Raw genomic sequence first — 25,958 nt, 5'->3', positions numbered from 1 at the left:
ACGGCCTGGAGTGTAGTGGTAGGGTTAATAATGATTACAAATCAACAGAAATTGTATTTCGATTAGACAGAAAGCTCACGCGAAACTCCACGCCCGGCTCCATGTTCACTACATCCACACTCCCTTCCATCGCTGTGGTTAACTGACTCACCAACGCCAAGCCGATTCCTGTGCCGACTGTCTCACGGGTGAGTTCGTTTTCGGATCTGTAGAAGAGTTTGAAGATCTTCTTCATCTGATCCTTTGCGATCCCGGGCCCGTAGTCTCGTACCTTGAATACCACTCTACTGTCCTGCTGTGAAAGACACTCAATATCTATTGCCTTTTTCTCTGCCCTGGCGGAGAACTTGATGGCATTGTCCACCAGGTTGATGATGATCTGAGTGAAGTAGTCCGGGTCGATCTGCAGTGTTCGGGATGCGCAGTCTGGGGAAGCATTCAGCTTGAGGTCGAATCCGGCGCGGGTGGTCTGAGACTCAATCTTCGACCCTATCAGATCCATCAACTCGCCTGCTGAGACAGGCTTCAGCTGAACCTGCAGGCCGTTTCGGGTCATGCGTGCAAGCTGCAGCACGTTGTTGATCAGGCGTGTCAGTCGCTCACTCTCATCGTGTATGAAGTCGTAGTACTCGCGCTTCTTATCTTCCACCACCCAGCCCTCGCGAAGCATTTCGCCATACATGCGTATCGAAGTAAGCGGCGTCTTCAGCTCATGGCTGACGGCGGATACGAAGTCCTGCTGTTGAGTGATCAGGTTTATCTGTCCTACACCCAAGCGGTAGATGGCATAGAAACCGGCGCTGAGAAGCAAAAAAAGAATCACCGCGATCCATGCTATGACAGCACCGCCCGGACCAGCGGGAAGATGTTGAATAGCGAAGATCAATTCCAGGTCGTTGAAGGGAGCGGTGAGCCGGGTTTGGTAGAGGAGCGCACCGCGAAGTTCCTCGGTGCCGGCCTGATAACGCTCCCCCGCGGATGCCGAGAATGCGCTCAGTAGATTACCCTGGTAGGCGGTGATCAGTTCACTCATCTGTGCGAGGGATGTAGCGCGAAAGCTGGTTTCCATGAGGCCGCTCAGAAAGGCGTTTTGCTCCACGAGCATGCCTTGAATATAGCGCTGGCTGTCACGCCACACCTTTCTGTAAAGCACGATGTGGCCGCTGTCGAGAAGACTCATTTCAAAGGGATCGATCTCGCTTTCGAAGGTGCGAATCCGCAACGGCGCCGGCTTCGATACCTGTGGTGCAGCCATGGTTCCCGGTTGTGTAGCAAGGGGTTCCGGTTCGGGCAGTACACTGCGCTCTTTACGCGGGGTGCGTTTTGCCAGTCCTGCTTTCGCCTTGGGCGCTGTCCGTTGCTGCCGCATTGGCGCCTGCGCGGCTTCAAAGCTGCTGTCCAGTTGCAGGTCTTCCACGCGGCCACGTATGTTGGAACCGGTAAGCGCCTTTGATGGGCGATCTGCTTTTTGCTCCGACAGGCGATCAAAGACAGCCTGCCCCGCAGCAATCTCCTGCTTGATGCCGTAATCCCCGGACGCCTTATCACCCTCCTCAGTTATCTTACGATCCCGAATGCGTCGAGACTCCGTACTGGAAGAGTAGAGGGATCCAGTGCTATCGCTGAGTGGGACCTCTTCAGGTGTAATCATTGCTTCAGTGAGCTCGTCCTCTCTGTCCTCGTGTTGCTCGGTGCGTACCAATCGGTTTTCACCGAGGATAGCGCGTAGGCGATCGGCAAGTTCCCGTCGTTGCACAAGCTCATCGGCCTGAATGCCGTATTCGCTGGCGGTGAGTGCCGAATCAGGGAGCAGCGGCGTATTAAATACACCCTCGCTGTCCACCTGAAAATAACCGATCAACCCGGGTATTGGGGAGCGCACAGGAAAGCTCGACAATGCTGAACGTTGAATGAAATTGCTGTTGGGATCGCCGGCAATGACGAGAAAGTTGTAATCGACAAAAGCGCGACGCTCCTCCGTTTCGATGAGCTGGGCGTAACCCTTGTCGATGCGCGTTGCCAGCTCTTCGGCCAGCACCCGGTGACGATGAAAGGCCTCCCACTTCAGTTGATCGTAGGCTTGATAGACTAGTAGACCGCTGGGAATCGCCAGGGTGAAGAGAAACACTATGAGCCAACGGCGTAGCTGATTTTTGTTGAGGCTGTTGAGGGCGGGGCGAGCCATTTCAATCGACCAACAGGCGGTAACCGGCACCCCGCACCGTGGTCAAAAAACGGGGTTCCGCTGAATCGGTTTCTATCTTTCTGCGTAATTTGGCGATATGTATATCCACCGTGCGGGTTTCGATATCGGCATTCTTCGCATAGCCCCACACTTTGTTGAGCAACTCTTCACGCGATACGGGGCGTTCCCGGTGGCGGTGCAGGTATTCGATAATCTCCATCTCCCGTCTGGTGAAGGAGAGCGGCTCGTCACTGCGTTTGCCTGACAGGTTTCGAATATCGATCTCCACCACATCCCCCAGTCGAATGTAGTCTTGGCTGGCTTCGCTGTTGCGGGAGCGTCGCAATACAGCCTGTACGCGCAGCACCAATTGCGCAACCGAAAAGGGTTTCGCCACATAGTCGTCCGCGCCCAGGGTCAGTCCGTGGACAATGTCTTCATCACTGGTCTTGGCAGTCAACATGATGATGGGTTGATCCTTATCCTGTTCGCGTATGCGGTTGCAGATATCGAAGCCGTTCATTCCGGGCAGCATCACGTCGAGCAGGATCATGTCGAAAGTGCCGGTCAGGGCTTTCTGCAGTCCTGCCGGACCTTCGGCTGCACTATCCACGGCAAAACCGTGGTAGACGAATACGTCGACCAGCCCTACCCGGATAGCTTCTTCGTCTTCGACGATGAGGATGCGTGGTTTTTGATTCATGCTGCTCCAAATTAAAGCTGTTTTATCTCTTTTTCATTACATGGTTGTATAAAAAGCAAGCCGCAAATGTTCACGAATGATTGTTGGACCGCAAATGAACGCAAATTGAATATTCACTACCCAACAGGGTGCAGAATAAAGCGATATGTCTATTACTAGGCTACCAAGTTATCGCATGGGAAATGTAAATTCTATGTAAATCTGCCGTCCGGAGTTTTACTAAATTCTGTCTACTCGTCATGGCGTCTCGTTCTTAGACTGTGTTTAGACATTCAAACACAAGGAGTCTGACATGGCACTCATCACACGCGTATCCCAACTGTTTCGAGCCGATGTCAACGCGGTTCTCGATCGCATGGAGGAGCCTGAAATCCTACTCAAGCAGGCGGTGCGTGATATGGAAGAGGCGTTAACCAAGGACGATCATCGGGTCAAGGTCATAGAGCTGGAGCTGAAGCAGGTTGCATCCCGACAAAGCGAACTTGAACAACGGCTTGGGCAGGTGACTGAAGAGCTGGATCTCTGCTTCGATACCGGTAACGAGGCATTGGCCCGGACGCTGTTGAAACGCAAGCTGGAGTCGGAGCGCTATCTTAACTATCTCGCCCGCAAACAACAGGAGTTTCGGGAGGCGGGCGAGGCCCTTAAAAAACGTATCGATGAAAACCGCTCGCGTCTCGAGTCCATGCGACAGAAGGCGGAATTGCTTGCAGGCTCTGAGAACGAGGAGGCACAGCATAACAGCTGGAACGAGCCGGATTTCATGCGTCAGTTCGCCGTCAACGAGGATGACATCGAACTCGCCTTTCTGCGTGAAAAGCAGAGGAGGACCCGGTCATGAAACGCCCCGGCTTTTTTGAAGGTGTCGGTGTAGCGCTGGTCGCCACTATCGGTGGGGGGGTGCTCTTTAGCGCACTGACAACAGTTTTCGTCACCGACTTTGTACTACGCCTGCTCATAGCAGCCATGGGCTTGCTCTATGTGATCTACCTGTTGCGACGCAGCGGCGAAAAGGTCGGACGCATTACCAGTGTGAGTGCCTGGTTGGCGGCAGCGGTTGTTATCTGGCTGATGGGGCTGAGCCTGCCGTTCTATCTCATGGCCCATTTGGGAGTTGTCTGGTTGATTCGCTCACTCTATTTCCATTCGAGTCTCATCTCGGCATTGGCTGACATGGGTCTGGTGTTGTTCGGTTTGGCGGCGGCGGTATGGGCGTTGCTGCAAACCGGCAATCTGTTTCTCAGTGTGTGGAGCTTTTTTCTCGTCCAGGCACTGTTCGTATTCATCCCCAATACCTGGAAGCGAGCGAGCAAACAGGCGACCGCCGTTAATAGTACAGACGATGGTTTTCAACTTGCCCATCGCACGGCGGAAGCCGCACTCGCCAAGTTATCAACTGTCCGTTAGTCAATGTGGAGAAGATCATGAAATCAAAAATCATTGCAGCAGCACTGTTCACTTTTACCGCCGGTGGTATCGCGTTCTATCCCGCCCTCAAGGATGTTGCTGCGGTTAACATGCCACAGCCGGATCCTATCCAGGTGCCGGCGGTGCATACCACTACCCGGCAACACCCGAAAATCGAAGTGGTATTCGCGCTGGATACCACCGGAAGCATGGGAGGCTTGATCCAGGCATCCAAGGAGAAGATCTGGTCTATCGCCTCCACCATGGCCCAGGCGCAGCCCGCGCCCGAAATCAAGATGGGGCTGGTAGCCTATCGAGACCGGGGCGACAGCTATGTCACGCGAGTCGTGGATCTCTCGGAAGATCTCGACACAGTCTACGCGACGCTGATGGATTTTCGCGCCGAAGGCGGTGGTGACGGCCCTGAAAGTGTCAACCAGGCCCTGCATGATGCGGTCAACAAGATCTCCTGGAGTCAGGGCGAGGATGCCTATCGGGTCGTCTTTCTGGTGGGGGATGCGCCGCCCCACATGGATTATCAGGATGATGTGAAGTATCCGCAAACCCTTAAGGTGGCCAACGCCAGGGGTATAGTGGTCAACACAATCCAGGCCGGCAACAGCGCCCCGACACGCCTGGTCTGGAGCAAGATTGCCCAGGGCGGTCTTGGCCAGTACGCCCAGGTCTCTCAAGACGGAAACGCCGTGGCGATCAGTACGCCGTTCGATGAGAAACTGGCCACTCTCTCAAAGAAGCTGGATGAAACCCGTCTCTACTACGGATCGGATGAGGTGTTAGAGAAGAAGCGCCAGAAACTGGAAGCGGCTGACAAGCTGCATGAGTCCGCCTCGGTCGCATCCCGTGCACGCCGCGCCACCTTCAATGCATCAAAGAGTGGAAAATCCAATCTATTGGGTGACAGTGAATTGGTGGACGATGTGGCTAGCGGCCGGGTTGAGCTCGATGCCATCAAGAAGGATCATCTGCCTTCCTCCATACGCGCCATGGCGCCGCAGGAGCAACGTGCCATGATCACAGAAAAGGCTAAACAGCGTAAGGTACTGCAGGAGGAGATCAATGAGCTCTCGGCACAGCGTAAGGAGTATCTTAAACAGGAGGTGAAAAAGTCCGGTGGAGCCAAGGGTTCGCTGGACCATAAACTCTACAGTGCCATTCGCGAACAGGCCGGGCGCAGCGGTATTCACTATGAGGCGGAAGCGCCGGCGTATTGATCCGTGGTTGATGCGTCTGGTGCTAGGGCCAATTGGATGAGTGTCAACAGGCCCGAAGTGATGCAGGTTGAAAACAAGCCCGGCCTACTAGCCGGGCTTGCGGTTGTCATGGGCCGAGGTCAAGCAATATCTCATCCAAATTTCAACATGATATGGCTGCGACCTTCTTTTTTATTGAACGAGAGATAAACAGAAATCTACGCGTAGCGAAAAAACCGGTTTGTCATCGTTTGAGCTGTCTCTCTCTGACTGCCATTGAGTTTTCCCTGATTTCGATTAGCGATCTGCGCTATTTGATCGGTATATAGATCGAAGTGACGATCTCGTTGCTATGGCTGACCGTGGCGGGATCGTTTTCATACATCTCCCGCGAGGCCTGCTTGTGCAGGGGTTTAATCTTACTCATCTGCAGATGGGCGTAGGCCTGGTACCAGGCGAGTTCGAGAAATTCATAGCTGCCTCTCAGGGTGGTCTTGTAGTAGCGTCCGCCGCTGAAGCGCTTCACCTCAAGCTCTGTCGATGTGGTCTCCGGCGCTACCGGTATCGCCATGTCGCAGTCGAAGTGCATCGTTTTAAGGTCGACCTTGTGGTAGATGGAGAACGGGCAACCCGTGGCGGTCAGTCCCTGTTCATCGACATAGTGGCCAAGTCGTGGAAAGCCTTCCGTCATGGCCTTTTTCATCGCCTCCAGATGACCCTCAAAATGGAGGGTCAGGGCGGTTTGCTCCGGCAGTTCCACCGGACCGTCAAAAGATATGCACGGGACTTCGGCGTCCGTTTCCAATTCGCCGCGCAGCATGTAGAGACCGGTATCGTAATCTTTGCTGATGTAGGCCGGCATCTTCTTCGCCATGAAACGGAACAGAAAGGGCATGCTGCCCGCCATGTTCCAATGAACCAGGGTTTTGCCTTCGCCCTTGGGTTCGAACTCCCACCAGACGCTGCTTACGGACTTGAAGGGACGCGTGAATTCGATCCGCTGTTCGATCTTCTCTTCGCCGCTAAATTTTTCATGGGTCAGTTTGCCGGCGCCGACGATACTACCGTCCCAGCTGTACCAGCCCCCCTCACGGTCCGGCGTATCGGAGAATTCCAGGGTGGTGTCGGGCTCGTGCATCAGCCAGGGGCTCCAGTCTGACCAGCTTCGGAAATCGCGGATCTTGTCGAACACGGTCTTTTGATCGACCGCGATCTCCAGCGAGCGCCTGACCTTGAAACTGCCGTCCAGGGTGGCCAGATAGATGAGTGGGACGGCGATCAGAACGGCGATTACAATGATTACGGTTGTCATGGCAAGGCTCCCTCCACCGTTGGTTTTATTGTCTGCCGAAAACAGTATATCGAGTATAGGATTACGCCCCCCGCAAGAAAATAGGGCTATCATGGGGTAATGTCATCGTTCCAGTTTCACCCGGCAGTCACAGCATGGCTTGAGCGGCAGTTCGGCCGGCCCACCGAGGTCCAGGCGCAGGCCTGGCCGGCGATACAGGCGGCACAGAACACCCTGATCTCGGCGCCCACCGGCTCCGGTAAGACCCTGGCCGCCTTTCTTGCGGCGATCGACCGGCTGGTACAGGCGGGGCTGCAGTTTCCCCTGGCCGACGAGACCCATGTGCTCTATGTCTCACCGCTGAAGGCCCTCTCCAACGACATTCACAAGAATCTGGAACAACCGTTGAATGGGATCCGGGATGCGCTGCTGGAAGGGGGCTATCCCGATGTGCCGATTCGCGCCCTGGTGCGCACCGGGGATACCACTTCGTCGGAACGGGCGATGATGAAGCGCACCCCGCCGCACATCCTGGTGACCACACCGGAATCCCTCTATATTCTGTTGACCTCCGATTCCGGCCGGGAGATATTGAAAACGGTACGCAGCGTGATCGTCGACGAGATCCATGCCCTGGCGGGCAACAAACGAGGCGCCCATCTGACCTTGAGCCTGGAGCGCCTCGCCCGGTTGTGTGACAGGCCGCCGGTGCGCATCGGCATCTCGGCGACGCAAAAACCGATCGAGGAGATGGCGCGCTACCTCACCGGGCAACACGACGATCCGCTGCAACGGGCCTGTACCATTGTCGATACCGGCCATGTGCGTGAACGGGACCTGGCCATCGAGCTGACCGGGTCGCCGCTGGAGGCGGTGATGGCCAACGAGGCCTGGGATGAGATCTACCGCCGGCTCGAGCTGCTCATCACCCGGCACAAGACCACCCTGATTTTCGTCAACACCCGTCGGCTCGCCGAGCGCGCGGCGGCGGCATTGGCAAAAAACCTGGGCGAGGAGGCGGTCACCTCCCACCACGGCAGCCTGGCCAAGGAGCACCGGCTCGACGCCGAGCAGCGCCTCAAGTCGGGGTCGCTGCGCGCCCTGGTGGCGACCGCCTCCCTGGAGCTCGGTATCGATATCGGGGATGTGGAGTTGGTGTGCCAGATGGGATCGCCGCACAGCATCGCCACCTTTCTGCAACGGGCGGGCCGCTCCGGGCACCAACTGACCGGCACCCCCAAGGCGCGGCTGTTTCCCCTCAGCCGCGACGACCTGGTCGAGTCGGTGGCCATGCTGGATGCTATCCGCAGGGGGGAACTCGATCGGATACCGGTACCCGAACATCCATTGGATGTCCTGGCCCAGCAGATCGTCGCCGAGGTCTCCGCCAGGGAGTGGGACGAACGGGCTCTCTACCGGGCGTTCAGGTGTGCCCGGCCCTATAACAATCTTACCGAGCAGATTTTCCTCGATGTGGTGAAGATGCTGTCGGACGGTTTTCACACCCGGCGGGGCAGACGGGGCGACTACATCCATCGCGATGCGGTCAACGGCATGCTGCGGCCGCGGCGGAGTGCCCGCCTGACAGCTATCACCAATGGCGGCGCCATACCCGATCAGTTCAATTACGATGTGATCCTGCAACCGGAGGGGCTCTTCGTCGGCAGCCTGAACGAGGACTTCGCCTTCGAGAGCATGCCGGGGGATATCTTCCAGCTCGGCAATTTCTCATACCGCATGTTGAAGATCGAACAGGGCAGGGTGTTTGTGGAGGACGCCCGTGGCCAACCGCCCACCATTCCCTTCTGGTTCGGCGAGGCGCCGGGTCGCACCGACGAACTCTCCCATGCGGTTTCCCGTCTGCGCGAAACTCTCGACGGAGTATTGGACAAGGGGCGGCAGGCAGCGCTGGATTACCTGGAACAGGAGCATCACCTCGACCCGGCCACCGCCGCACAGTTGGTTGAGTACCTTGCCGCGACGAAGGCCCTGTTCGGCGTGATACCGAGCCAAAGGCATGTGCTCTTCGAGCGCTTCTTCGACGAGACCGGCGACATGCATTTCGTCATCCACGCACCCTTCGGCTCCCGCATCAACAAGGCCTGGGGCCTGGCCCTGCGCAAGCGCTTCTGCCGCCGCTTCAATTTCGAACTGCAGGCGGCCGCCAACGAGGACAATTTGATCCTCTCCCTCGGGCCGACCCACAGCTTCCCCCTGGAAGAGCCGGCCGGCTATTTGAAATCAAAGAGCGTCGAGCAGGTATTGGTTCAGGCCCTGCTGGCCGCGCCCATGTTTCCGACCCGCTGGCGCTGGGTGACCAATATCTCTTTGGCGGTGCCCCGTATGCGCGGCGGCAAGCGGGTGCCCGCGCCCTTCCAGCGCAACGATGCCGAAGACCTGGTGGCGCTTGTCTTCCCCGATCAGCTCGCCTGTTTCGAAAACATCCAGGGTGACCGGGAGGTGCCGGACCACCCGCTGGTGAACCAGGCGTTGTGGGACTGCCTGCACGAGCTGATGGACATCGATGGACTGAAGCGGGTGCTGGATGCCATTGAGCAGGGACATATCCAGGTGAGCGCCAGGGAGCTGCCTACGCCGTCACCCATGGCGCTCGAAACCCTCAACGCCAGACCCTACGCATTCCTCGACGACACCCCGGCGGAGGAGCGGCGCGCGCTGGCGGTACAGCAGCGGCGCCATATGGATCCGCAAACCGCCGCCGACCTGGGACGTTTGAATCCCGAGGCGATCCGCCAGGTGCAGGCAGAGGCCTGGCCGCAGCCGCGCAATCCGGACGAACTCCACGATGGATTGATGATCGCCGGCTTTATCGAAGAGGACGAAATCGCCTCGGCGGATCTCGATCCATGGCGGCGTTTTCTGGCTGAATTGCAGCAGCAACAACGCGCCACACGACTCTCGAACGGGAACCTGGTTTTATGGGTCAGCGCGGAGCGGTTGCAGGCGATGCAGAAGATCTGCCCGGCGCATGAGCTATCGCCGGCGATCAGCGCCATACCCGCGGATGAGGCCGAATCGTTCGAGTCGGCTGTTGTTGAGATCCTGCGCAGTCGTTTGGAGTGTCTTGGTCCGGTGACGGTTGAGCAACTGGCACGCCCCTTAAGCCTACCGGCAGAAGCTGTGGCGCTGGCGCTAAGCAGTCTGGAACAGGAGGGCTTTGCCATACAGGGTCGTTTCCATCCGGACTGTGTCGAGGTCGAGTGGTGCGAGCGCGGCCTGCTGGCGCGTATCCACCGCTATACCCTGAAACAGCTGCGCCGTGAAATCGAGCCGGTGAGCCCCGCCGATTTTATGCGCTTCCTGTTCAGCTGGCAGGGGCTGGACGATCCTGCGCAGGGTGTTGCCGCGTTGGAACGGGTCATGCTGCAACTCGAAGGGATCAGCGTGCCCGCCAGCAGCTGGGAGGATGAGATCCTGCCCGCCCGGCTGCAGCCCTACTTCTCCAGCGAGCTGGACGAGTTGTGCGGTTCGGGCAAGCTTGCCTGGCTACGCCTGCATCCGACAGAACTGAAGCAGAACAAACGCAAAAACCCGGCAATCAAGACCACACCGTTGGCTTTCGTCTTCCGCCCCCATCTCTCTGTCTGGTATCGGACAGAATCGACAGCGCCCGAGGGGTTGAGCGTCACCGCGGTCAAGGTATCTGAAGTGCTGCAGCAGTGGGGCGCCAGTTTTTTCGACGACCTGCAACAGCAGACGGGTCTGCTGAAAACCCAGCTGGAGATCGCCCTGGGCGAACTGGTCGCCTGGGGCCTGGTCAATTCGGACCAGTTTCAGGGACTGCGTGCCATGATCACGCCGGAGAAGCACCGCAAGCGCAGCCGACGCCGCACTACCATGCAGGCCCCACTCGCCTCTGGCGGACGCTGGTCATTGATACGGGCGCCAATGGGTCATGAGGATGAGGCACAGCGCATCGAGCAGATCGCGCACACTCTGCTGACCCGCTATGGCGTGGTGTTCAGGAAACTGCTCGAGCGTGAGAGCGATCTCCCTCCCTGGCGCGACCTGCTCTACTGTTTGCGCCGTTTGGAGGCGAGGGGAGAGATCAGGGGTGGTCGTTTCGTCGAGGGTTTTGCCGGCGAGCATTTTGCACTGCCTGAGGCGGTGAGTCTGATGCGCGAGGTACGCAAAAGCAAGGATGCCGATGAACTGATCAGCATCGGCAGCGCGGACCCCCTGAACCTCACCGGCATCGTTACGCCCGGCAAACGCATCACCGCCCAGGCAGGTCATCGCATTCTATACAAGGATGGCAAACCGGTCGCCACCAACCAGGGCGGTGAGATCACCATCGATGAAGTGGTACCCGAGAGCGAGCACTGGCACATCAGGAATCTGCTGACACGCAAACAGCATCCGGCTAACTATCACAAACCGCAACAAGGCCCACTGTTTTAAGGGTGCGATGTCTTTCACAATAAATCCAAGGGGCTGCGAACCCCCATGCCGCCTTTTTGAATCACATGAGTATAGATCATGGTAATGTTGACATCCTTATGACCGAGCAGGGCCTGTATGGTGCGAATGTCCGCACCCCGCTGTAACAGGTGGGTTGCGAAACTGTGCCGCAAGGTATGCGCCGTTGCACGTTTCGAGATATCCGATTGCCTGACGGCAGACTTAATCGCACGTTGCAGCGCCTTCTCATGCAAATGAAATCTGACCTGATGCCCGGTATCACGATCAGCAACGTAACGCGATGCGGGAAAGACGAACTGCCAGCACAGTTCTTTTGAGGCATTAGGGTATTTGCGATCCAATGCAACCGGCAGGTATACTCGGCCCAAGCCTTTTTCGAGATCCTGACTATGGATGGTGCGCAATTTCTCAAGATGCTCCTGCAGCGGATCGATCACCGACGCCGGCAAAATCGTACAACGGTCCTTGTTGCCCTTTCCCCCTCGCACCATGATCTGAGCGAGATTGAAATCGATATCCTGCACCCGAAGGCGCAGGCATTCGAGCAGTCGCAGCCCCGAGCCATAGAGCAGGTTCGCGGCAATCCAGTATTTACCATCCAGGTGACTCAATACCTGTCGGATCTCATCCGGCGAAAGTACGGTCGGCAACTGTTTGGGTTTTTTAGCACGCCTTACCGAATCAAGCTGCGGCATCTTAAGCTCCAAAACCTCGCGGTAGAGAAACAACAAAGCATTGAAAGCCTGATTCTGCGTCGAGGCAGACACTTTTCGATCAACGGCAAGGTGGGTGAGAAAGGCCTCGATCTCCTGTTTACCCAGCTCCTTGGGATGGCGTCTGTTATGAAAGCGAACGAATCGCCGGATCCAGTGAATGTAGGATTTTTCAGTACGAATGCTGTAATGTCGAAGCCGCATGCGCTGCCGGACGACCTCCAGCAGCATAGGTTTCTTAACAACGTCCATGTGTCTTTTTACCTCTTGCTGATATACATGCCCCTATCCATGGGTGTGCATATTGTAAATCAGCTACTTAATAACATGCAATTCTGCATACACGGCAATATTAGCCCAGATATATCTGACACATCTGGGGTATATTTATAAGTTATGCATAAAGAAGAGAACGTATATGGATGATGAAAATTATAAGCGTCTAATTGAGAACGTTATTCCATTAAATCATGATCGCTATAAGTCATACTTTGTTCAGTTTTTCGCAGTTCACTTTGCAATACTTGCTGGTATTGCCAGTGATTTTACACAGAAAACCCAAGGTGCTGAAACGACTCTAGTTTTGATGGGAATAGTCATGGCAGGAATATGGCTTCTTGTTCAACGTAAGCTAAGCCTCGATATAAAGAATGTTTGGGAGATGGTTACAATTATTGAGAGTTGTGAGAAATTTCGGGACCGTATTAAATTCTCTGACACACCTAGTACTGAGGGTGCTCCTGCATCCAAGCTGATGCTAACTATCCCAGGAGGGTTTATTCTAATTTATGTGCTTTTGGGTTTTCGGCACTATGCATAACAATCAACTGCATCGGATCAAATTTCGCTGCGCAAAATTTGCCCGCTGAGTTGGGCGTTATGCATAAAAACAAAAAATGATCTCAGAATCTGACTGGAAGAAATTTAAGAAAATTAAAGAAGAGGCTTTAGAACGCTTCTGTGGAACAATATTGAATGATGTATCGGAGGGTTTAGAGAGTAGAGATAACCCAACAAATCATGGAAAATATCTCTATTTATACAAATTGATTGAGAACTACGATAAGCAAATTGTTTTGCTATTTAATGACCACAGCCGCTCAAAAGCTACAATACAACTTATGATGCTGCGTCATGAAGGATTGGTTAATGAGGCAGATCTCAAGGGTTTATCTAATGAACTCAAAGAACGCACAAATCCTAGAAATCATGCATAACCATCGGCTACAGTGGATGCTCGCTTCCGCTCGCCCCACTGATCCGGGCCGTTATGCATAAGAGCAAGCATGATGAAAGCGCGAATCAATAGGAAAGCCTGGTCTGAAGAAAGTAAGCGTTCTTATGCGTATTTGTCTAATGAGGCATATTACGAGGATGAAAAATATAAATGCAATAAATGTGGGAAGATTGCTGTTTTCTCAGCACAAGAACAAAAGAGAGCATATGAGGAGAAAAAGCGGTATATCTGGCAAAAAAGAACTCTATGCCCAAGTTGCTATTCAAAATACAAAGATATTAAGTCGAAAATGTCCTACTTTGAACAAAACTTGGGAAGCAAACTCAAAGGCCAGTCTATCGATAGTTCAATAATTAAGGAGTGGTTAAATATACTCAAGGAACTACCATCATATGGTAAGCCTCTTGATAGTGCTAAAGTGGCGATGTTTGAAAAAATGCTGCAAAAGAATGCATAACCATCGGCTCCAGTGGATGCTCGCTACCGCTCGCCCCACTGAGCCGGGCCGTTGCACAAATAGAAGGAAGAGAAAGCTCGATACATTACCTATAAAAAGGCATGCCATTTAAGTTTATTATTATGAAGGAGATCGCATGGAAGCGACACTACAAAGTATATTTCGTTCGGAGTTTGGAAGCTATAGAAAGATGCACGGTCTGAGTATTGATCAAATTAAAGCAGCACAAGCGATCATGGATTGTCAGAGTGATGAACTGGGCCATGAAGAATGGTTATGTCGTGATGATGATTATGTGTTGCGACAGCCCCACTCCTGCCGGCATCGTAGCTGCCCCCTCTGCAATGGATCAAAAAGCAGGGAGTGGTTGGATAAGATCAAATCCAAATTGTTGCCTTGCGATCACTACCACGTGGTTTTTACCTTACCTCATGAGCTCAATGCAATCTGGCACTACAATCGCCGCTGGTGTGCTGACAAGCTGTTTCAGGCGACTGCTGAGACACTGCGAGAGTTATTAAAAGACGAGCGATATCTTGGCGGAGAAGTTGGTCTCCTATCGTCGCTGCACACCTGGGGCCGAACCCAGATCTTTCATCCTCACATGCACGTATTGGTAACCGGTATAGGTTTACATAGCGACGATGTGTGCCGCGTGGAAAATGATTTCTTATTACCGGTTGGTGTTCTGAAAGCGAAGTTTTGTGGCAAATGGCTGAGTTGGTTAAATGAAGCATATGCCAATAATGAAATTACGCTTCCGCAAGAGTGGATAGAACTTGAATGGCGTCGGGTGTTGCGACAAGTTTCGCGAAAAAACTGGAATATCCGAATACAGGGCGCCTACAAGCATGGCGATGGCGTAGCAATCTACCTTTCTCGATATGTCAGAGGTGGAACGATCAAAAACCAACAGATTATAAGTGCTGATGATCAACGTGTGACTTTTTGTTACAAAGACCATCATGACTGTAAAAGCAAAACTATGACATTGCCGATAGCGCATTTCATGACGCGCGTGTTATGGCATGTCGCCGTAGCCGGTCAACATCAAGTCAGATATTATGGGTTATATGCCAGTGGTGCCCGAGAGAAGCGAGATAAGGTAAGAAGTACACTAGGAGTAGAATTGGAAAAGGTATTTGAAAAACCGGATAGGGAAGTACCAATTTGTCCGATGTGTGGCCATGATTTGATGCATGTTATGAGCATAAGACGTAAAATTTCCTATATAAGGAATAGCCGTGTGCAACAATGCGTTACAACGGACCGCGATCGACCTGTAGCGCACATTGATTATCTAAATCACGAGACATCACTGCCAATTATTTGCGCGGTGCGACGGCCGTTGAACTAAGCGTTATGAGTCTAAAGGAGAGATAGAAACATGAATGGAATTGCTTCTGTATTCTTGGCGCCACTACAAGGGTTGCTAAGCACGTTTCAGTCCGAAAGACATTATAAAGACAACAAAAAGGACGAAGCATTACATGCTATCCATGCTGCTCTCCTAGAAACGAAGAAGTATATTGAGCTTTCAGATGGAGTAGAGGATAGAGAAAAAGAATATCAATTAGCTCAATTATGGGCTGAAGCTTCAGTGAAATCACGATATGCAAGTGAAGAGCTGATGATGAGGCTTCAAGATAAATCAAAATACTGGTCGGATACAATTGAATGGTCTAGAGATGAGATTTTAGCAAAGAAAATAGACTTCGAATCAATAGAGAATCAGATAAATGAGCTTCTTGGTAACTCATAACAAATCGCTCGTGCGGGACGCTTCGCCGCGATGCGGCTCGCGCCCCACAGCTTGTCGTTATGTGCGGTAAAAACACATGATCGAACTTCACTCAATCACAAGTGACTATTCAGGGACAAAAGGAATATTCGAAATTAAGTTGGATAAAGAAAAAGTAGTGTATATGTCTATTGCGAAAACTAATTTTAATAACGACGAGCGATGTGTGGTAGTTGTTGACGCAACAAAGTTCTTAAAACTTTGGAAGGCTGAACCTTATAGTATTCATTCAGATATAAGTATGGGTAACCCTGAAACCTGGAAAAACGATAGGAAATATCATCATGCAGTAAAAGGGTTTTCATTTGGTATCTCGAATCCAGTGCCGCTTGCTAATGTTGTATGTAATGAACATGTGATATCAAAACCAATATATGAAAGAAAATACATATTGTTTAAAAAGTTGTTGCGTATTGAGGAAATAGGTATTAATTATGTTTCCTATATAAACGGTATAACTCGAACAATTTGGCTTTTGTGTAACGGTGCGAAAAGCTTCCCAATTGAATGCAATTTAAAGGATGGAGCCCAGAGGTTGGCTGAGTATGCCGGATATGGAAAAAACTCTTTTTGTACTGTTGAGCAACTTACGAATGGCACATAACCATGGGCTACAGTGGATGCTCGCTATCGTTCGCTCCACTGAGCTCCACCGTTATGCATAAAATGAAAGATAAGCAATACGATAAAGTATTTGTGTTTCATGGCTATTCCTTTGAAGAAGCAGTAGGAAGTGCAGACCCGTTAAACGATGCAGTCGGCCGAATAGCAATGAATTTCGGTGAATTAGAAGAAGTTTTATCTTCTTGTATCAATCACTTATTAGGAACTGAACCAGAAATAGGCCTCATAATAACTAGTGAAATGTCATTTAAAGCTAAAGTTCATGTTTTAGCTTCATTAGTAAAAAAAGAGTATGAAATAAACGAACTAAAAATTTCACACTCTGACTTTAAAGATCTTTTATATATGTGCACAAAGTCAGAAGAGCTTAGAAATAAACTATTACATTCTTCTTGGATTTACGATCATTCTAAATCCCATGTCGAAATAAGAAGAAGAAAAACTTCGGCTAAAATGAAGCATGGATACAAACAAGATGAAGAACCGCTTACACCTGGACAAGTATTAGAAATGGCTGACTACATAATTACAACGGCGATGTATCTAGAGGATTTTTTTATCGGCTGTTATGACAATTACGAGTGCTTACTTGAGAGTGTAATACATGCATAACCATGCCATTAAATCCGACACTCGTACCTCGCGCGGCTTATGGCAACGTTGAGGCTGTAGAAAGTGTGCCGCAGGAACACAGATGGAGGGGATGGGATGAACTGATGATCTGTGAATAAGCTGCATGGAAGATGAAGGAAGGCCCTTCGAAGTCGGCTTTCAGGAGCAGGCTTCAAACCACTCCAAGCTGCTACGGTAAAGAGCCGTTGGTGGTGAGCGTTGGGGTCAAAGCGTGGAGGAAATACCTCCAGCAGGTGTGGATCAGAGAGACGAACGAAAGTGAACCCTTAATGACGCGTCGTAATTCAGAGAATTGTCGTCGAAACCAGAGGCGTTTCTACCTTCTGGGACAAGTTTGCCGGAGACCTGATTACTGGGCAAACGGCGGCCGGCGTATAGGGGGCGTGAAGCTGATCCAGGCTTCTGTGCGGAACTGCGGGAACCAGTCGTTCCGATGCGAAGGGAGAAGCCCAAGTGGCAGAAACCACGAGGCGAGAGTACCGATGCGGGGCACTGGGGCGGACCGATCTGTAGTAGTGATGAAGGCTGGTAATGCGGCTGGAGCGAAGGGATCGGATCAAGCGGTTGCATTTGGCGTTCAACTGGTGACAGGAGGAAGCGTGTGAGTGCAACAGGAAAGCCCTTTACCATTGACAAGTGGTTGGTGTACAGGGCGTACAAGGAGGTAAAGACCAATGCGGGCTCGGCTGGTGTGGATCAGGAGTCGCTGGAGGATTTTGAGACCGATCTGAAAGGGAAACTGTACAAGATCTGGAATCGAATGTCCTCGGGTAGCTACTTTCCTGCACCGGTCAAGGCGGTCGCCATTCCGAAGAAGAATGGTGGGGAGCGCATTCTGGGTGTGCCCACGGTGATGGATCGTGTGGCTCAGATGGTGGTAAAGCAGATGATTGAACCAGCGCTTGAGGCGAAGTTTCTGCCAGACTCTTATGGCTATCGACCCGGACGTTCGGCGTTGGATGCCATTGGGGTAACGCGGAAACGATGCTGGGAGTATGACTGGGTGCTTGAGTTTGATATCAAGGGTCTGTTTGACAACATCGACCATACGTTGTTGCTTAGAGCACTTAAGAAGCACGTGCAATGTGCATGGGCACTGCTGTACATCGGACGCTGGTTAACCGCGCCACTGCAACTTGTTGACGGAACCCGAGTGGAACGCACTCGGGGCACGCCCCAGGGCGGGGTGGTGAGTCCGGTGTTGGCGAATCTGTTCATGCATTACGCCTTCGATGTCTGGATAACGAGGACGTGGCCAAATACTCCCTGGTGCCGGTATGCGGACGACGGGCTGGTGCATTGTCGTAATGAGCAGGAAGCGCTTGCCGTCCAAGCAGCGCTCAATGCGCGGCTCGCTCAATGTGGCCTTGAGCTGCATCCGGGAAAGACCAAGATTGTTTACTGCAAGGATGGACAGCGCAAAGGTAGATATCCGAATACGCAGTTTGATTTCCTCGGATACACTTTCCGGTCTCGGCTGGTGAAGAATCGTAAACGCAACAGTATGTTTGTGAACTTCACCCCGGCGGTTAGTAAGAGCGCCCTGAACTCCATGCGGCAAACAACCCGCAAGTTGAACTATCGAAATCGTTCAAACCTGAGCCTGGCGGATATTGCTCGGTTGTACAATCCAATCCTCAGAGGGTGGTTGGGATACTACGGGCGGTACTCGCCATCGGCGATGTATCCGGTTCTGCGCCACTTTAACTTAACGTTGGTGGCGTGGGCGATGAAGAAGTTCAAACGGTTGAGAGGTCATAAGATACGGGCAAGTCGCTTTCTCAAGAAGGTGGCCAAGCAGTGCCCGTACTTATTTGTGCACTGGCAGCGAGGGATGGTAGGGGATTTTGCTTGATGGGAGCGGTGTGAATCGAGAGGTTCACGCACCGTTCTGAGAGAGGCCGGGGGTGCAATCCCTCCGGTCTACTCACCAACACCAATTTTCACAAAAGGAATGATAGAATGGAGACAAAGGAAAGGGAGTTATTTAATGCCTAAATTCATTCCTTACGACTACAACCAAAATAGCATGGTTGCTATCAACTACCTCGATCAATTGGTGCCAGGCACCTTTGAATACGCCATCCATCATCTGATCGACAACAAGCTTGATCTGTCAGTGTTTTATCCGAAGTTCAAGAATGATGATGTAGGCCGACCGGCCTATGATCCCGCAATATTATTAAAGATTGTTCTATTTGGATATTCGCGGGGTATCACTTCCAGTCGTGATCTTGAGTGGCAGTGCACGAATAATATTATATTTAAGGCCCTTTGCTGCGATAGTGTTCCTCACTTTACAACCATTGCCGACTTTATCAGCAGTCGAAGTGACGAGATAGAATTGCTTTTTGAACAGATACTATTGATTTGCGATGAGCAGGGATTGCTCGGTCATGAATTATTTGCCATTGATGGCTGTAAAATGCCCTCTAATGCATCGAAGGAATGGTCGGGCACCTTCAAAGAGCTTGAACAGAAACGCGAAAAGATTAAGCGCCAGATCCGTTACCATTTGGAGGCGCACAAAAAACAAGACAAGCACCAAAGTCGCGAGGATGCGCAAGATCAGCGCCGAAAAGACACCATAGAAACACTGAACCAGGCCTATGAAAGGATCGATCACTTTTTAAAGTCGCAAAGCCCAAGGATGGGCCAAGGCAAAATACAAAAGGAAGTAAAGAGTAATATCACAGACAACGAAAGTGCCAAGATGACAACCTCAAAAGGCACGATCCAGGGTTACAATGGTCTTGCAGCAGTGGATAAGAAACACCAGGTTATTATTGACGCTCAGGCTTTTGGCGAGGGCCAGGAACATCATACATTACAACCGATCTTGGAATCCTTACAACAACGCTACCGTCGCCTGAAGATTAACAAAGCCCTATACGCAAGCAACATCATTGTCACGGCAGATACGGGCTTTGCCAATGAAGGCAATATGCAATACCTGTATGACAATAGAATTAACGCCTATATACCGGATAACCAGTTCAGAAGCCGCGATCCGAGGTTCAGTGATCAGAAGGCAAAATATGGTAAGCGACATCAGCTGAGTAGAAGGAAAGCCCGCACCCTGATACCGGCCATTGACTTCAATTTTAATCAAACTGCCATGACCTGTATTTGCCCAGCAGGCAAACAGCTCAGTTTCCGCCACCAGTCAGAGGATAAGCTCGGCAACCACAAAGCCTTCTTTGAAGGAAGACTATTACAATGCCGCCATTGCGATATGAAACAGCAATGCATGAAGAATCCACAGGCTGCTGATCACCGAAAAGGTAACGGTAGGCAAGTGTCATTTATACTGAAAAAGAATGCCAAGCCGCGCTACATTGACTGGATGAAACACCGCGTTGATAGTGAAGCAGGCAAGCAGATCTACAGCCATCGTATGTCGACGGTGGAGCCGGTATTCGGTAATGTCGGGACGAATAAGGGGCTCAACCGGTTTACACTACGCGGTAAGCGAAAAGTTCAAGGACAGTGGCAGCTCTATTGCATGGTCCATAACATCGAGAAGATCATGAATTATGGAAGGATTGCGGCTTAAATACGGAGATTCATTGACAGTCTGCCTTGATAAAATACGAATGAAGTATTCTAAAGGGATCATTGATATTATGAACAAAATGTTTGCATATAGAAACTGCGCTCTTTGCGATAGGGTTTTTCTACATCCTCGTTATGCGGATTACCAGTAGAGTTAATTAAGTGGAATTTTATAATGATCCTTTGAAGGTGAATGAATATGAAAAGATGTGTGAGGAATATGACGGCACAGAAATATATAAAGTGCTTGATAAACATCTCGCAAAAGGCTCCTCTATATTGGAACTAGGAAGTGGGCCTGGAAACGATATTTATTATTTTCAAAATAGATATACCGTTACTGGATCTGATCTATCTGATGAATTTCTTTTACGGTGCAAGAAGAAGTACAAAAACATTCCATTTCTAAAACTGGATGCCGTGTCTATAGAAACGCAGCAAATATTTGATTGCGTATTCTCAAACAAAGTATTGCATCACCTAGACAGAGAGAAGTTGGAAAATTCGCTCAAGCGACAACAGCAAGTAATTAAGCTTAACGGGATATTCGCGCATACATTCTGGTTAGGGGACAAAGAGTTTACGATGGAGGGTATGTTGTTCGTGTTTTTTGACCGAGATCAATTACTAAATTTGGTCTCAAAATATTTCACTATCAGAGAAACCTATGAATATAAAGAGTTCGAGGATGGTGACTCTATATTGATAGTGGCGGAAAATGATCGATCCGCATAACAAGCGACTGTGGCGTCAACCCTGCGATTAAACATCAGTAAGCCCAAGCAACTTGATCCCTTACCATGGCATTCAACATGGTAACAAACTTACGCATACATGCCGTCAAAGCAACCTTCTTATGCTTGCCTTGATCAACGAGTTGTCGGTAAAAAGCCCGTATGACTGGATTGCATTGAGTGGCGCTCAATGTGGCCATATAAAGTGTTGTGCGAACGCCAGCTCTACCGCCTTTGATGCGCCGCTTACCACGTGACATTCCGCTATCTCGGTTTATCGGTGCAACACCGACCAGGGCAGCAACCTGTTTGTTGTTCAGTGAGCCTAACTCGGGGAGATCAGCCAATAGTGTATAGGCCAGTGTATCGCCGACACCCGGTGCCGACAGTAAGATGGATTTACGCTCTGCCCACTCAGCCTGTCTCTCGACTAACTGGTTGAGTTTTTTCTCGATCGAGCAGATTTCCGCATCGAGACATCGCAAGATACGGCGGCAGGAGGTCTCAAAGGCCTTACCCATGATTTGTAGACGATTGAGTTCCTGGGTGCGCATCTCCATCACTTGTCTCCGGCGAGTTAATAAGTCTTTGATCGTACGAAGATTGCGGCTGACTTTGGGCGTAGGTTCCGGCTGAATGATGGCCGCATATTCGGCGATGACGCGGGCATCGATCTTGTCGGTTTTGGCCAATTGTTCTACCACACCAGCATAGCGACGAATCGACATGGGTTTGACGATACAAACCGGCAGGGACTTTTGGTAGGCAGCCGCTGCTAAAGCTAGCTGATATCGCCCTGTAGCCTCCATGACGAGTCGTTTAACCCGATAGTGGGCGAGGCGTTTGAGTATCCTACTGACACCCTCTGGGGTATTCTTATCCTGCCAGTGGATATCTTTCTCATAAATGTGAACGTCCAGCATCCATTTCCCCACATCGACCCCCACATTGACGGTGGATTTTCTCTTTTTAAGGTTTGTCATCTTTGCTCTACCTTGCTAAATTCGGGCTTGAAGCCCATTCGACTGTTCGAGATAAATCGGGTCGGTTCAGTGCCCCCGCTTGTTAACGGTCTGTGAGACCCTGGCATCATCGGGCTACTGAACCGGTAACTTGCTGCTACAAGTTACGGGCTTCACTTTACTCCTCTCTTAGGGATCTGGTCATATGAAGGGAATTAAACCATACAAGCACATGCAGTCGGACCTTTCCATTCGCTACGCGAGTGGAACGGCCGCTGATGTGAGGCGATGTGCATAAAGAATCAAAGGGCCAAGCAAAGTGGTCAGCTTCCTTTATCTACGAATAGGATAGGGAAATGCTGTTTAGAACATCGCCTGAGAAATTCTGGAATCTAATCGCTCGAAAATATGCTGCATCGCCGATTGCTGACGTTGCGGCTTACCAGAAGAAGATCGAGAAATTGAAATCCTACTTGTCATCGGAGGATTATGTGCTCGATATTGGTTGTGGTACTGGCACCCAATGCGACGATCTTGCAAATAACGTAAAGCACGTAACAGGTATTGATATCTCCAACAAATTACTGGCCATTGCGGAGATCAGAAAGGTTGAGCGTGAAATTGAAAATGTTGAATTTGTACAAACTACAGTTTTTGATGAGCGCTTTTATTCTGGTAGCTTTAATGTGGTAATGGCATTTTATGTTCTTCATTTCTATGAAGATATCGATGAGGTTTTTAGGCGTATATATGACCTGCTGAAACCAAGTGGTTTGTTTATTTTGGAGACCGCATGCCTAGGTGAGAAAAATACAATCACGGGCAAACTCATCCGGTCAGCCGGGAAACTTGGATTCTTGCCATTGATCAATCTCCTATCAAACCGGCAGATAGAGCTGGCACTTGAAAAGACTGGCTTCAGTGTTGTTGAAAAGACCAAATTCAGTGAGTCAAATGATGAGTATACGTTGATTGCTAAAAAGCCGTTGAGTTAAAGGGTGAAAATGATGGGGTTTTCGATGCATAACAATGCGCCCAACTCGGACGGCTTCGCCGCCGCTTGACTTTGTCGTTATGCCTTAAAATGATCTACTGACACATCCATGTGTTTATGAAGAATGCGAATTACCTCAATACAAGCTTTATTGGTGATTCGGTAATAGATTACGTGACTAATTATCGGAAACTTCCTATAACCTGGTCGAATATATTCGCAAGCTCGCCCAAGTTGAGGGTTATCGGCAAGTTGAGTAAAAGAATCATCAAATTGCTTCAGGTACTTATTGCGTTGGTCTCTTCCCCAGCGCTTTTGGGTAAAAATAGCAATAGCCTTCAAATCATCCTTGGCTTTAGCCTTAATTTTGAAGGTGGGCATCAATGAGATTCATTATCAATTTCAGATATCAAACCCTCAAGGGAGTATTTTACAAATTCACTCGATTCCCCTTCATGCAGCATTTTGCGCAGTGTTACGAGCTTTGTTTCCTCTTCCTCAAGCAAGCGCAATCCAGCGCGTACCACTTCACTAGCAGAAGAAAAGCGACCGGAATTCAATTGGTTAGTAATAAAAGAATCAAAATGCTCGCCGAGAGTAATACTAGTATTCTTGCTCATGTGCCTAGCTCCAAGCAGGTACCAATATTTGGTACTATAGTTGGGCATAACAAGGCGGTCAATCTCGTTCGCTATCGCTCACTGGGACAGCCTACGTTACGCTCCGGCTGCCCGTTCTCGCAACGTTATGCATAAGCAGCGTTCAAATCAAGATAGAGCGACTCTTCTAGATAGAATTGCTTACGGTATATTTTAAGCAGTATCTGTTGGTTTAGTAGCTGGATTGCTTTGGGGTTTTTGGATGGTGTTTTCTCACGCGCCTCCTGAATATTTCAGTACTTTTGTAGTTGTAGCAGCATCTATATCTGGTGTATTGGGATTTTTTCTCCATATAAATATCGTCGCAGAAATCCTAGCTGGTGTATTGGAAGCGTTGATGTGGTTTTTTGGTGATTACAAGAAATAGTATCTTTAACGCATAATAAGGCGTTATTTTAGCCACTTCGGGAATGGGGCCTTGGCTTCACCCTGACCCAAAATTGATTGTTTATACGAAAAAGGAGAACAGTCAAATGTTAAAGTGGATAAAGAACATATTAAGTTCACCCATACCTGCCGGACCGCCCAAGGTTATCAAACGCTTTGATGGGTCAGAAAAGACCATTACACAGGAGGTGGTTGTTTCAAGCGAAGGAGGATGGTTGGTCGATGTCGGCGAATCTCAATCGATTAGCCTGTTTGAAATAGAGGTTTCAGATATTGAAAATTGTATGTTGACTTATCGAGCAGACTTGAAATCGAAAGAAGTTCACGGTCAAAGCTTCCTGGAGATGTGGTGTCGAATACCGGGCAGGGGAGAATTCTTTTCTAAAGGATTACAGAATGCACTGAAAGGGACGAACGATTGGGCATCATACGAAGTCTCTTTCTATCTAAAGCGTGGACAACAGCCTGATCTTATAAAGCTCAATCTAACAGTAGAGGGTCGTGGAAAGGTATGGATCAAAAATATCGAACTATCCTATTCACCATTCGAGTGATTTGACTCCAGTAATCATCGTGAAGCACGGTTATTCAAATCGGACCCACAAAAGGCTGACCTCTATTGTTTTCCAATTTTTCACGACGTTATGTTTTTAAAGTTTAACTCTGTAGCGGTTACAAATAATCAGAGAGTAAAGATGAGGAGTATAAGGAGTATGCGAACGTTTCTATCACTCACACTTGCATGTACCGTAACCGCTGTCTGCTCTAGCATGCAGGTCGCGGCCGAACCAATCAACGAGGTTATCTTGGCGTCCGAAGTCAAGTGGGAGCAGTTAAACCCCGCTCGCGGCGACAAGAGCCCGAAAGCTGGTACGCTTTGGGGCGATCGCAAAAGCGCAGTGCCGACAGGCTTCCTTGCCAAGTTTGCGGATGGCTTCTCGTCCCCACCTCATACTCACAACATCACCTACCGCGCAGTCGTCATAAGTGGCGGCATTCACAACGATGACCCTAATGCTGCTGCGATGTGGATGCCCGCCGGATCTTTCTGGACCCAGCCGAAAGGAGAAGTGCACATTACCGCAGCCAAGGGTAATACCAATGTGGCGCTCGTCGAAATTGATAAAGGACCTTATCTCGTCCTGCCTACAGAGAAGGCGTTTGACAGTGGAGAAAGACCGATCAACGTGGACGCATCGAACATTGTTTGGGTTGATCCTCCCGGAATGCCGGCCGCTTACAACGGACCAAAGGTAGCCTATCTTTGGGGTAACCGTCAGGAAGGTGAGTCTAACGGAACCTTTCTCAGGCTGCCGGCTGGATTTGCTGGAAAAATAGAATGCGACGGCTCAACCTTCCGTGCTGTAGTAATCAAAGGTCAACCACGGTACCAAGTGAGTGAAACAGAAGTTAAGGCCTTGGAGCCGGGCAGTTATTTTAGTTCGAAGGGAACGTCGACCCATCCAGTCTCGTCTATAGTCGGAGAGGAGAGTGTCATTTACATACGCACGAATGGCAGGTACGACGTCACTCAAAATTAAGGGAGATTGCTCCTACTCTCGTGCAGAGAGTGGTCAATGGCAGATCGGCGCGTATCAAGGCAAATTAACCCGGTCAGGTTTCATCGCTGCGCTCCTCAACCTGCCGGTTATTTGCGGCGAGCCCAGAATTTTGATTGTTTGCCATTGCGAAAGAGATTTCGGTAATACGATTCAGTTAGTTTCCGCAAGAGAGGCGACATGTGGAGAGCGAATTTATTACCCAGGTGACTCACCATCGGACAATGAATATTTCGTGGCATAGACAGACTTAACCCGTCCATAAAAACCGACACGAAAGGTCCGCGTGACTTGTGGAGATGTGTGTGCCGGACATGGCGATTATCTCTCGATGAGACTGTAGATAACACTGTACAACTGCCTATTATAGAAGCTGATGCACTGGTCAAGTAAAGTGGGTAGT

Annotated in this window: 24 protein-coding genes; 17 read left to right on the top strand and 7 right to left on the bottom strand. The window is 50.6% G+C overall.

The features are described 5' to 3' along the window. Positions 1-34: 34 nt before the first annotated feature. Positions 35-2,185, bottom strand: a complete 2,151-nt coding sequence (locus AB8516_RS11790; RefSeq protein ID WP_369160829.1) for a sensor histidine kinase — start codon at positions 2,183-2,185, stop codon at positions 35-37. Between the two features lies 1 nt (position 2,186). Continuing rightward, on the bottom strand, positions 2,187-2,888 hold the full coding sequence (locus AB8516_RS11785; RefSeq protein ID WP_369160827.1) for a response regulator transcription factor: 702 nt from the start codon (positions 2,886-2,888) through the stop codon (positions 2,187-2,189). 292 nt (positions 2,889-3,180) lie between these two features. On the opposite strand from AB8516_RS11785, the gene AB8516_RS11780 reads away from it, so the two are divergent. The 3 genes from AB8516_RS11780 to AB8516_RS11770 are packed head-to-tail and all read left to right on the top strand — an operon-like array spanning position 3,181 to position 5,527. Further along, positions 3,181-3,729 (top strand): PspA/IM30 family protein, encoded by a 549-nt coding sequence (locus AB8516_RS11780; RefSeq protein WP_369160825.1) that lies wholly within the window; start codon positions 3,181-3,183, stop codon positions 3,727-3,729. Beyond that, positions 3,726-4,295 (top strand): hypothetical protein, encoded by a 570-nt coding sequence (locus AB8516_RS11775; RefSeq protein ID WP_369160823.1) that lies wholly within the window; start codon positions 3,726-3,728, stop codon positions 4,293-4,295. The genes AB8516_RS11780 and AB8516_RS11775 overlap by 4 nt, the downstream gene beginning before the upstream one ends. A gap of 17 nt (positions 4,296-4,312) precedes the next feature. Then, positions 4,313-5,527, top strand: coding sequence for a VWA domain-containing protein (locus AB8516_RS11770; protein WP_369160821.1), 1,215 nt, complete (start codon positions 4,313-4,315; stop codon positions 5,525-5,527). A 289-nt stretch (positions 5,528-5,816) separates the two neighbouring features. Here the strand turns inward: AB8516_RS11770 and AB8516_RS11765 are convergent, their stop codons facing one another. Continuing rightward, the gene (locus AB8516_RS11765; RefSeq protein ID WP_369160819.1) at positions 5,817-6,818 is read right to left on the bottom strand and encodes an SRPBCC family protein; all 1,002 of its coding nucleotides are present in this window, start codon (positions 6,816-6,818) and stop codon (positions 5,817-5,819) included. Between the two features lie 99 nt (positions 6,819-6,917). Between AB8516_RS11765 and AB8516_RS11760 the strand changes: the two genes are divergently transcribed. Further along, positions 6,918-11,219, top strand: coding sequence for a DEAD/DEAH box helicase (locus tag AB8516_RS11760; RefSeq protein WP_369160817.1), 4,302 nt, complete (start codon positions 6,918-6,920; stop codon positions 11,217-11,219). Between the two features lie 14 nt (positions 11,220-11,233). Here the strand turns inward: AB8516_RS11760 and AB8516_RS11755 are convergent, their stop codons facing one another. Further along, positions 11,234-12,205, bottom strand: a complete 972-nt coding sequence (locus AB8516_RS11755; protein ID WP_369160815.1) for an integron integrase — start codon at positions 12,203-12,205, stop codon at positions 11,234-11,236. A 166-nt stretch (positions 12,206-12,371) separates the two neighbouring features. Between AB8516_RS11755 and AB8516_RS11750 the strand changes: the two genes are divergently transcribed. The 10 genes from AB8516_RS11750 (at position 12,372) to AB8516_RS11705 (ending at position 20,995) form a co-directional block, all read left to right on the top strand. Next, entirely contained in the window at positions 12,372-12,773 is a 402-nt protein-coding gene (locus AB8516_RS11750; protein WP_369160813.1) for a hypothetical protein, read from the top strand. A 76-nt stretch (positions 12,774-12,849) separates the two neighbouring features. Continuing rightward, entirely contained in the window at positions 12,850-13,170 is a 321-nt protein-coding gene (locus AB8516_RS11745; RefSeq protein ID WP_369160811.1) for a hypothetical protein, read from the top strand. A gap of 69 nt (positions 13,171-13,239) precedes the next feature. Then, the gene (locus tag AB8516_RS11740) at positions 13,240-13,647 is read left to right on the top strand and encodes a zinc-ribbon domain containing protein (RefSeq protein ID WP_369160809.1); all 408 of its coding nucleotides are present in this window, start codon (positions 13,240-13,242) and stop codon (positions 13,645-13,647) included. Between the two features lie 136 nt (positions 13,648-13,783). Further along, positions 13,784-15,004, top strand: a complete 1,221-nt coding sequence (locus tag AB8516_RS11735; RefSeq protein WP_369160807.1) for a transposase — start codon at positions 13,784-13,786, stop codon at positions 15,002-15,004. Positions 15,005-15,034: 30 nt separating this feature from the next. After that, positions 15,035-15,409: a hypothetical protein gene (locus AB8516_RS11730; RefSeq protein WP_369160805.1), complete on the top strand. Its 375-nt coding sequence runs from the start codon at positions 15,035-15,037 to the stop codon at positions 15,407-15,409. Positions 15,410-15,485: 76 nt separating this feature from the next. After that, positions 15,486-16,052 (top strand): plasmid fertility inhibition factor family protein, encoded by a 567-nt coding sequence (locus AB8516_RS11725; protein WP_369160803.1) that lies wholly within the window; start codon positions 15,486-15,488, stop codon positions 16,050-16,052. Positions 16,053-16,114: 62 nt separating this feature from the next. Continuing rightward, a complete protein-coding gene (locus AB8516_RS11720) occupies positions 16,115-16,684 on the top strand; it encodes a hypothetical protein (RefSeq protein ID WP_369160801.1) in 570 nt (189 codons plus the stop codon). A gap of 622 nt (positions 16,685-17,306) precedes the next feature. After that, the gene (ltrA, locus tag AB8516_RS11715) at positions 17,307-18,560 is read left to right on the top strand and encodes a group II intron reverse transcriptase/maturase (RefSeq protein WP_369160799.1); all 1,254 of its coding nucleotides are present in this window, start codon (positions 17,307-17,309) and stop codon (positions 18,558-18,560) included. A 135-nt stretch (positions 18,561-18,695) separates the two neighbouring features. Then, complete coding sequence (locus tag AB8516_RS11710; RefSeq protein ID WP_369160797.1) at positions 18,696-20,261, top strand: IS1182 family transposase; 1,566 nt, start codon at positions 18,696-18,698, stop codon at positions 20,259-20,261. A gap of 161 nt (positions 20,262-20,422) precedes the next feature. Continuing rightward, positions 20,423-20,995, top strand: coding sequence for a trans-aconitate 2-methyltransferase (locus AB8516_RS11705; protein ID WP_369160795.1), 573 nt, complete (start codon positions 20,423-20,425; stop codon positions 20,993-20,995). A gap of 34 nt (positions 20,996-21,029) precedes the next feature. On the opposite strand, the gene AB8516_RS11700 is transcribed toward AB8516_RS11705, so the two are convergent. Continuing rightward, the gene (locus tag AB8516_RS11700; protein WP_369158774.1) at positions 21,030-21,977 is read right to left on the bottom strand and encodes an IS110 family transposase; all 948 of its coding nucleotides are present in this window, start codon (positions 21,975-21,977) and stop codon (positions 21,030-21,032) included. 335 nt (positions 21,978-22,312) lie between these two features. On the opposite strand from AB8516_RS11700, the gene AB8516_RS11695 reads away from it, so the two are divergent. Then, complete coding sequence (locus tag AB8516_RS11695; protein ID WP_069126902.1) at positions 22,313-22,951, top strand: bifunctional 2-polyprenyl-6-hydroxyphenol methylase/3-demethylubiquinol 3-O-methyltransferase UbiG; 639 nt, start codon at positions 22,313-22,315, stop codon at positions 22,949-22,951. A 77-nt stretch (positions 22,952-23,028) separates the two neighbouring features. Here the strand turns inward: AB8516_RS11695 and AB8516_RS11690 are convergent, their stop codons facing one another. Both AB8516_RS11690 and AB8516_RS11685 read right to left on the bottom strand, forming a co-directional pair. Next, on the bottom strand, positions 23,029-23,331 hold the full coding sequence (locus AB8516_RS11690) for a type II toxin-antitoxin system RelE/ParE family toxin (protein ID WP_369160793.1): 303 nt from the start codon (positions 23,329-23,331) through the stop codon (positions 23,029-23,031). Beyond that, on the bottom strand, positions 23,331-23,570 hold the full coding sequence (locus AB8516_RS11685) for a type II toxin-antitoxin system ParD family antitoxin (protein WP_369160791.1): 240 nt from the start codon (positions 23,568-23,570) through the stop codon (positions 23,331-23,333). Before AB8516_RS11685 ends, AB8516_RS11690 begins: the two co-directional genes overlap by 1 nt. Before the next feature lie 512 nt (positions 23,571-24,082). Here AB8516_RS11685 and AB8516_RS11680 point away from each other — a divergent pair. Beyond that, on the top strand, positions 24,083-24,550 hold the full coding sequence (locus tag AB8516_RS11680) for a hypothetical protein (RefSeq protein WP_369160789.1): 468 nt from the start codon (positions 24,083-24,085) through the stop codon (positions 24,548-24,550). A 216-nt stretch (positions 24,551-24,766) separates the two neighbouring features. After that, positions 24,767-25,537 carry a DUF4437 domain-containing protein gene (locus AB8516_RS11675; RefSeq protein WP_369160787.1) on the top strand — a complete coding sequence of 257 codons (771 nt, stop codon included), beginning with the start codon at positions 24,767-24,769 and terminating at the stop codon, positions 25,535-25,537. The last annotated feature ends 421 nt before the right edge of the window (positions 25,538-25,958 follow it).

The sequence above is a fragment of the Candidatus Thiodiazotropha sp. LNASS1 genome (assembly GCF_964212655.1).
In the GTDB taxonomy this organism is placed as follows: Bacteria; Pseudomonadota; Gammaproteobacteria; order Chromatiales; family Chromatiaceae; genus Thiodiazotropha.
The sequence above is the reverse complement of the archived record's forward strand: the minus strand, read 5'-3'. Positions and strand labels throughout refer to the sequence as shown.

What these genes read in the sequence shown, in the direction of transcription:
- AB8516_RS11790 (WP_369160829.1), bottom strand. Translation starts at nt 2,185, where the DNA reads ATGGCTCGCCCCGCCCTCAACAGCCTCAACAAAAATCAGCTACGCCGT.
- AB8516_RS11785 (WP_369160827.1), bottom strand. Translation starts at nt 2,888, where the DNA reads ATGAATCAAAAACCACGCATCCTCATCGTCGAAGACGAAGAAGCTATC.
- AB8516_RS11780 (WP_369160825.1), top strand. Translation starts at nt 3,181, where the DNA reads ATGGCACTCATCACACGCGTATCCCAACTGTTTCGAGCCGATGTCAAC.
- AB8516_RS11775 (WP_369160823.1), top strand. Translation starts at nt 3,726, where the DNA reads ATGAAACGCCCCGGCTTTTTTGAAGGTGTCGGTGTAGCGCTGGTCGCC.
- AB8516_RS11770 (WP_369160821.1), top strand. Translation starts at nt 4,313, where the DNA reads ATGAAATCAAAAATCATTGCAGCAGCACTGTTCACTTTTACCGCCGGT.
- AB8516_RS11765 (WP_369160819.1), bottom strand. Translation starts at nt 6,818, where the DNA reads ATGACAACCGTAATCATTGTAATCGCCGTTCTGATCGCCGTCCCACTC.
- AB8516_RS11760 (WP_369160817.1), top strand. Translation starts at nt 6,918, where the DNA reads ATGTCATCGTTCCAGTTTCACCCGGCAGTCACAGCATGGCTTGAGCGG.
- AB8516_RS11755 (WP_369160815.1), bottom strand. Translation starts at nt 12,205, where the DNA reads ATGGACGTTGTTAAGAAACCTATGCTGCTGGAGGTCGTCCGGCAGCGC.
- AB8516_RS11750 (WP_369160813.1), top strand. Translation starts at nt 12,372, where the DNA reads ATGGATGATGAAAATTATAAGCGTCTAATTGAGAACGTTATTCCATTA.
- AB8516_RS11745 (WP_369160811.1), top strand. Translation starts at nt 12,850, where the DNA reads ATGATCTCAGAATCTGACTGGAAGAAATTTAAGAAAATTAAAGAAGAG.
- AB8516_RS11740 (WP_369160809.1), top strand. Translation starts at nt 13,240, where the DNA reads ATGATGAAAGCGCGAATCAATAGGAAAGCCTGGTCTGAAGAAAGTAAG.
- AB8516_RS11735 (WP_369160807.1), top strand. Translation starts at nt 13,784, where the DNA reads ATGGAAGCGACACTACAAAGTATATTTCGTTCGGAGTTTGGAAGCTAT.
- AB8516_RS11730 (WP_369160805.1), top strand. Translation starts at nt 15,035, where the DNA reads ATGAATGGAATTGCTTCTGTATTCTTGGCGCCACTACAAGGGTTGCTA.
- AB8516_RS11725 (WP_369160803.1), top strand. Translation starts at nt 15,486, where the DNA reads ATGATCGAACTTCACTCAATCACAAGTGACTATTCAGGGACAAAAGGA.
- AB8516_RS11720 (WP_369160801.1), top strand. Translation starts at nt 16,115, where the DNA reads ATGAAAGATAAGCAATACGATAAAGTATTTGTGTTTCATGGCTATTCC.
- AB8516_RS11710 (WP_369160797.1), top strand. Translation starts at nt 18,696, where the DNA reads ATGCCTAAATTCATTCCTTACGACTACAACCAAAATAGCATGGTTGCT.
- AB8516_RS11700 (WP_369158774.1), bottom strand. Translation starts at nt 21,977, where the DNA reads ATGACAAACCTTAAAAAGAGAAAATCCACCGTCAATGTGGGGGTCGAT.
- AB8516_RS11695 (WP_069126902.1), top strand. Translation starts at nt 22,313, where the DNA reads ATGCTGTTTAGAACATCGCCTGAGAAATTCTGGAATCTAATCGCTCGA.
- AB8516_RS11690 (WP_369160793.1), bottom strand. Translation starts at nt 23,331, where the DNA reads ATGCCCACCTTCAAAATTAAGGCTAAAGCCAAGGATGATTTGAAGGCT.
- AB8516_RS11685 (WP_369160791.1), bottom strand. Translation starts at nt 23,570, where the DNA reads ATGAGCAAGAATACTAGTATTACTCTCGGCGAGCATTTTGATTCTTTT.
- AB8516_RS11680 (WP_369160789.1), top strand. Translation starts at nt 24,083, where the DNA reads ATGTTAAAGTGGATAAAGAACATATTAAGTTCACCCATACCTGCCGGA.
- AB8516_RS11675 (WP_369160787.1), top strand. Translation starts at nt 24,767, where the DNA reads ATGCAGGTCGCGGCCGAACCAATCAACGAGGTTATCTTGGCGTCCGAA.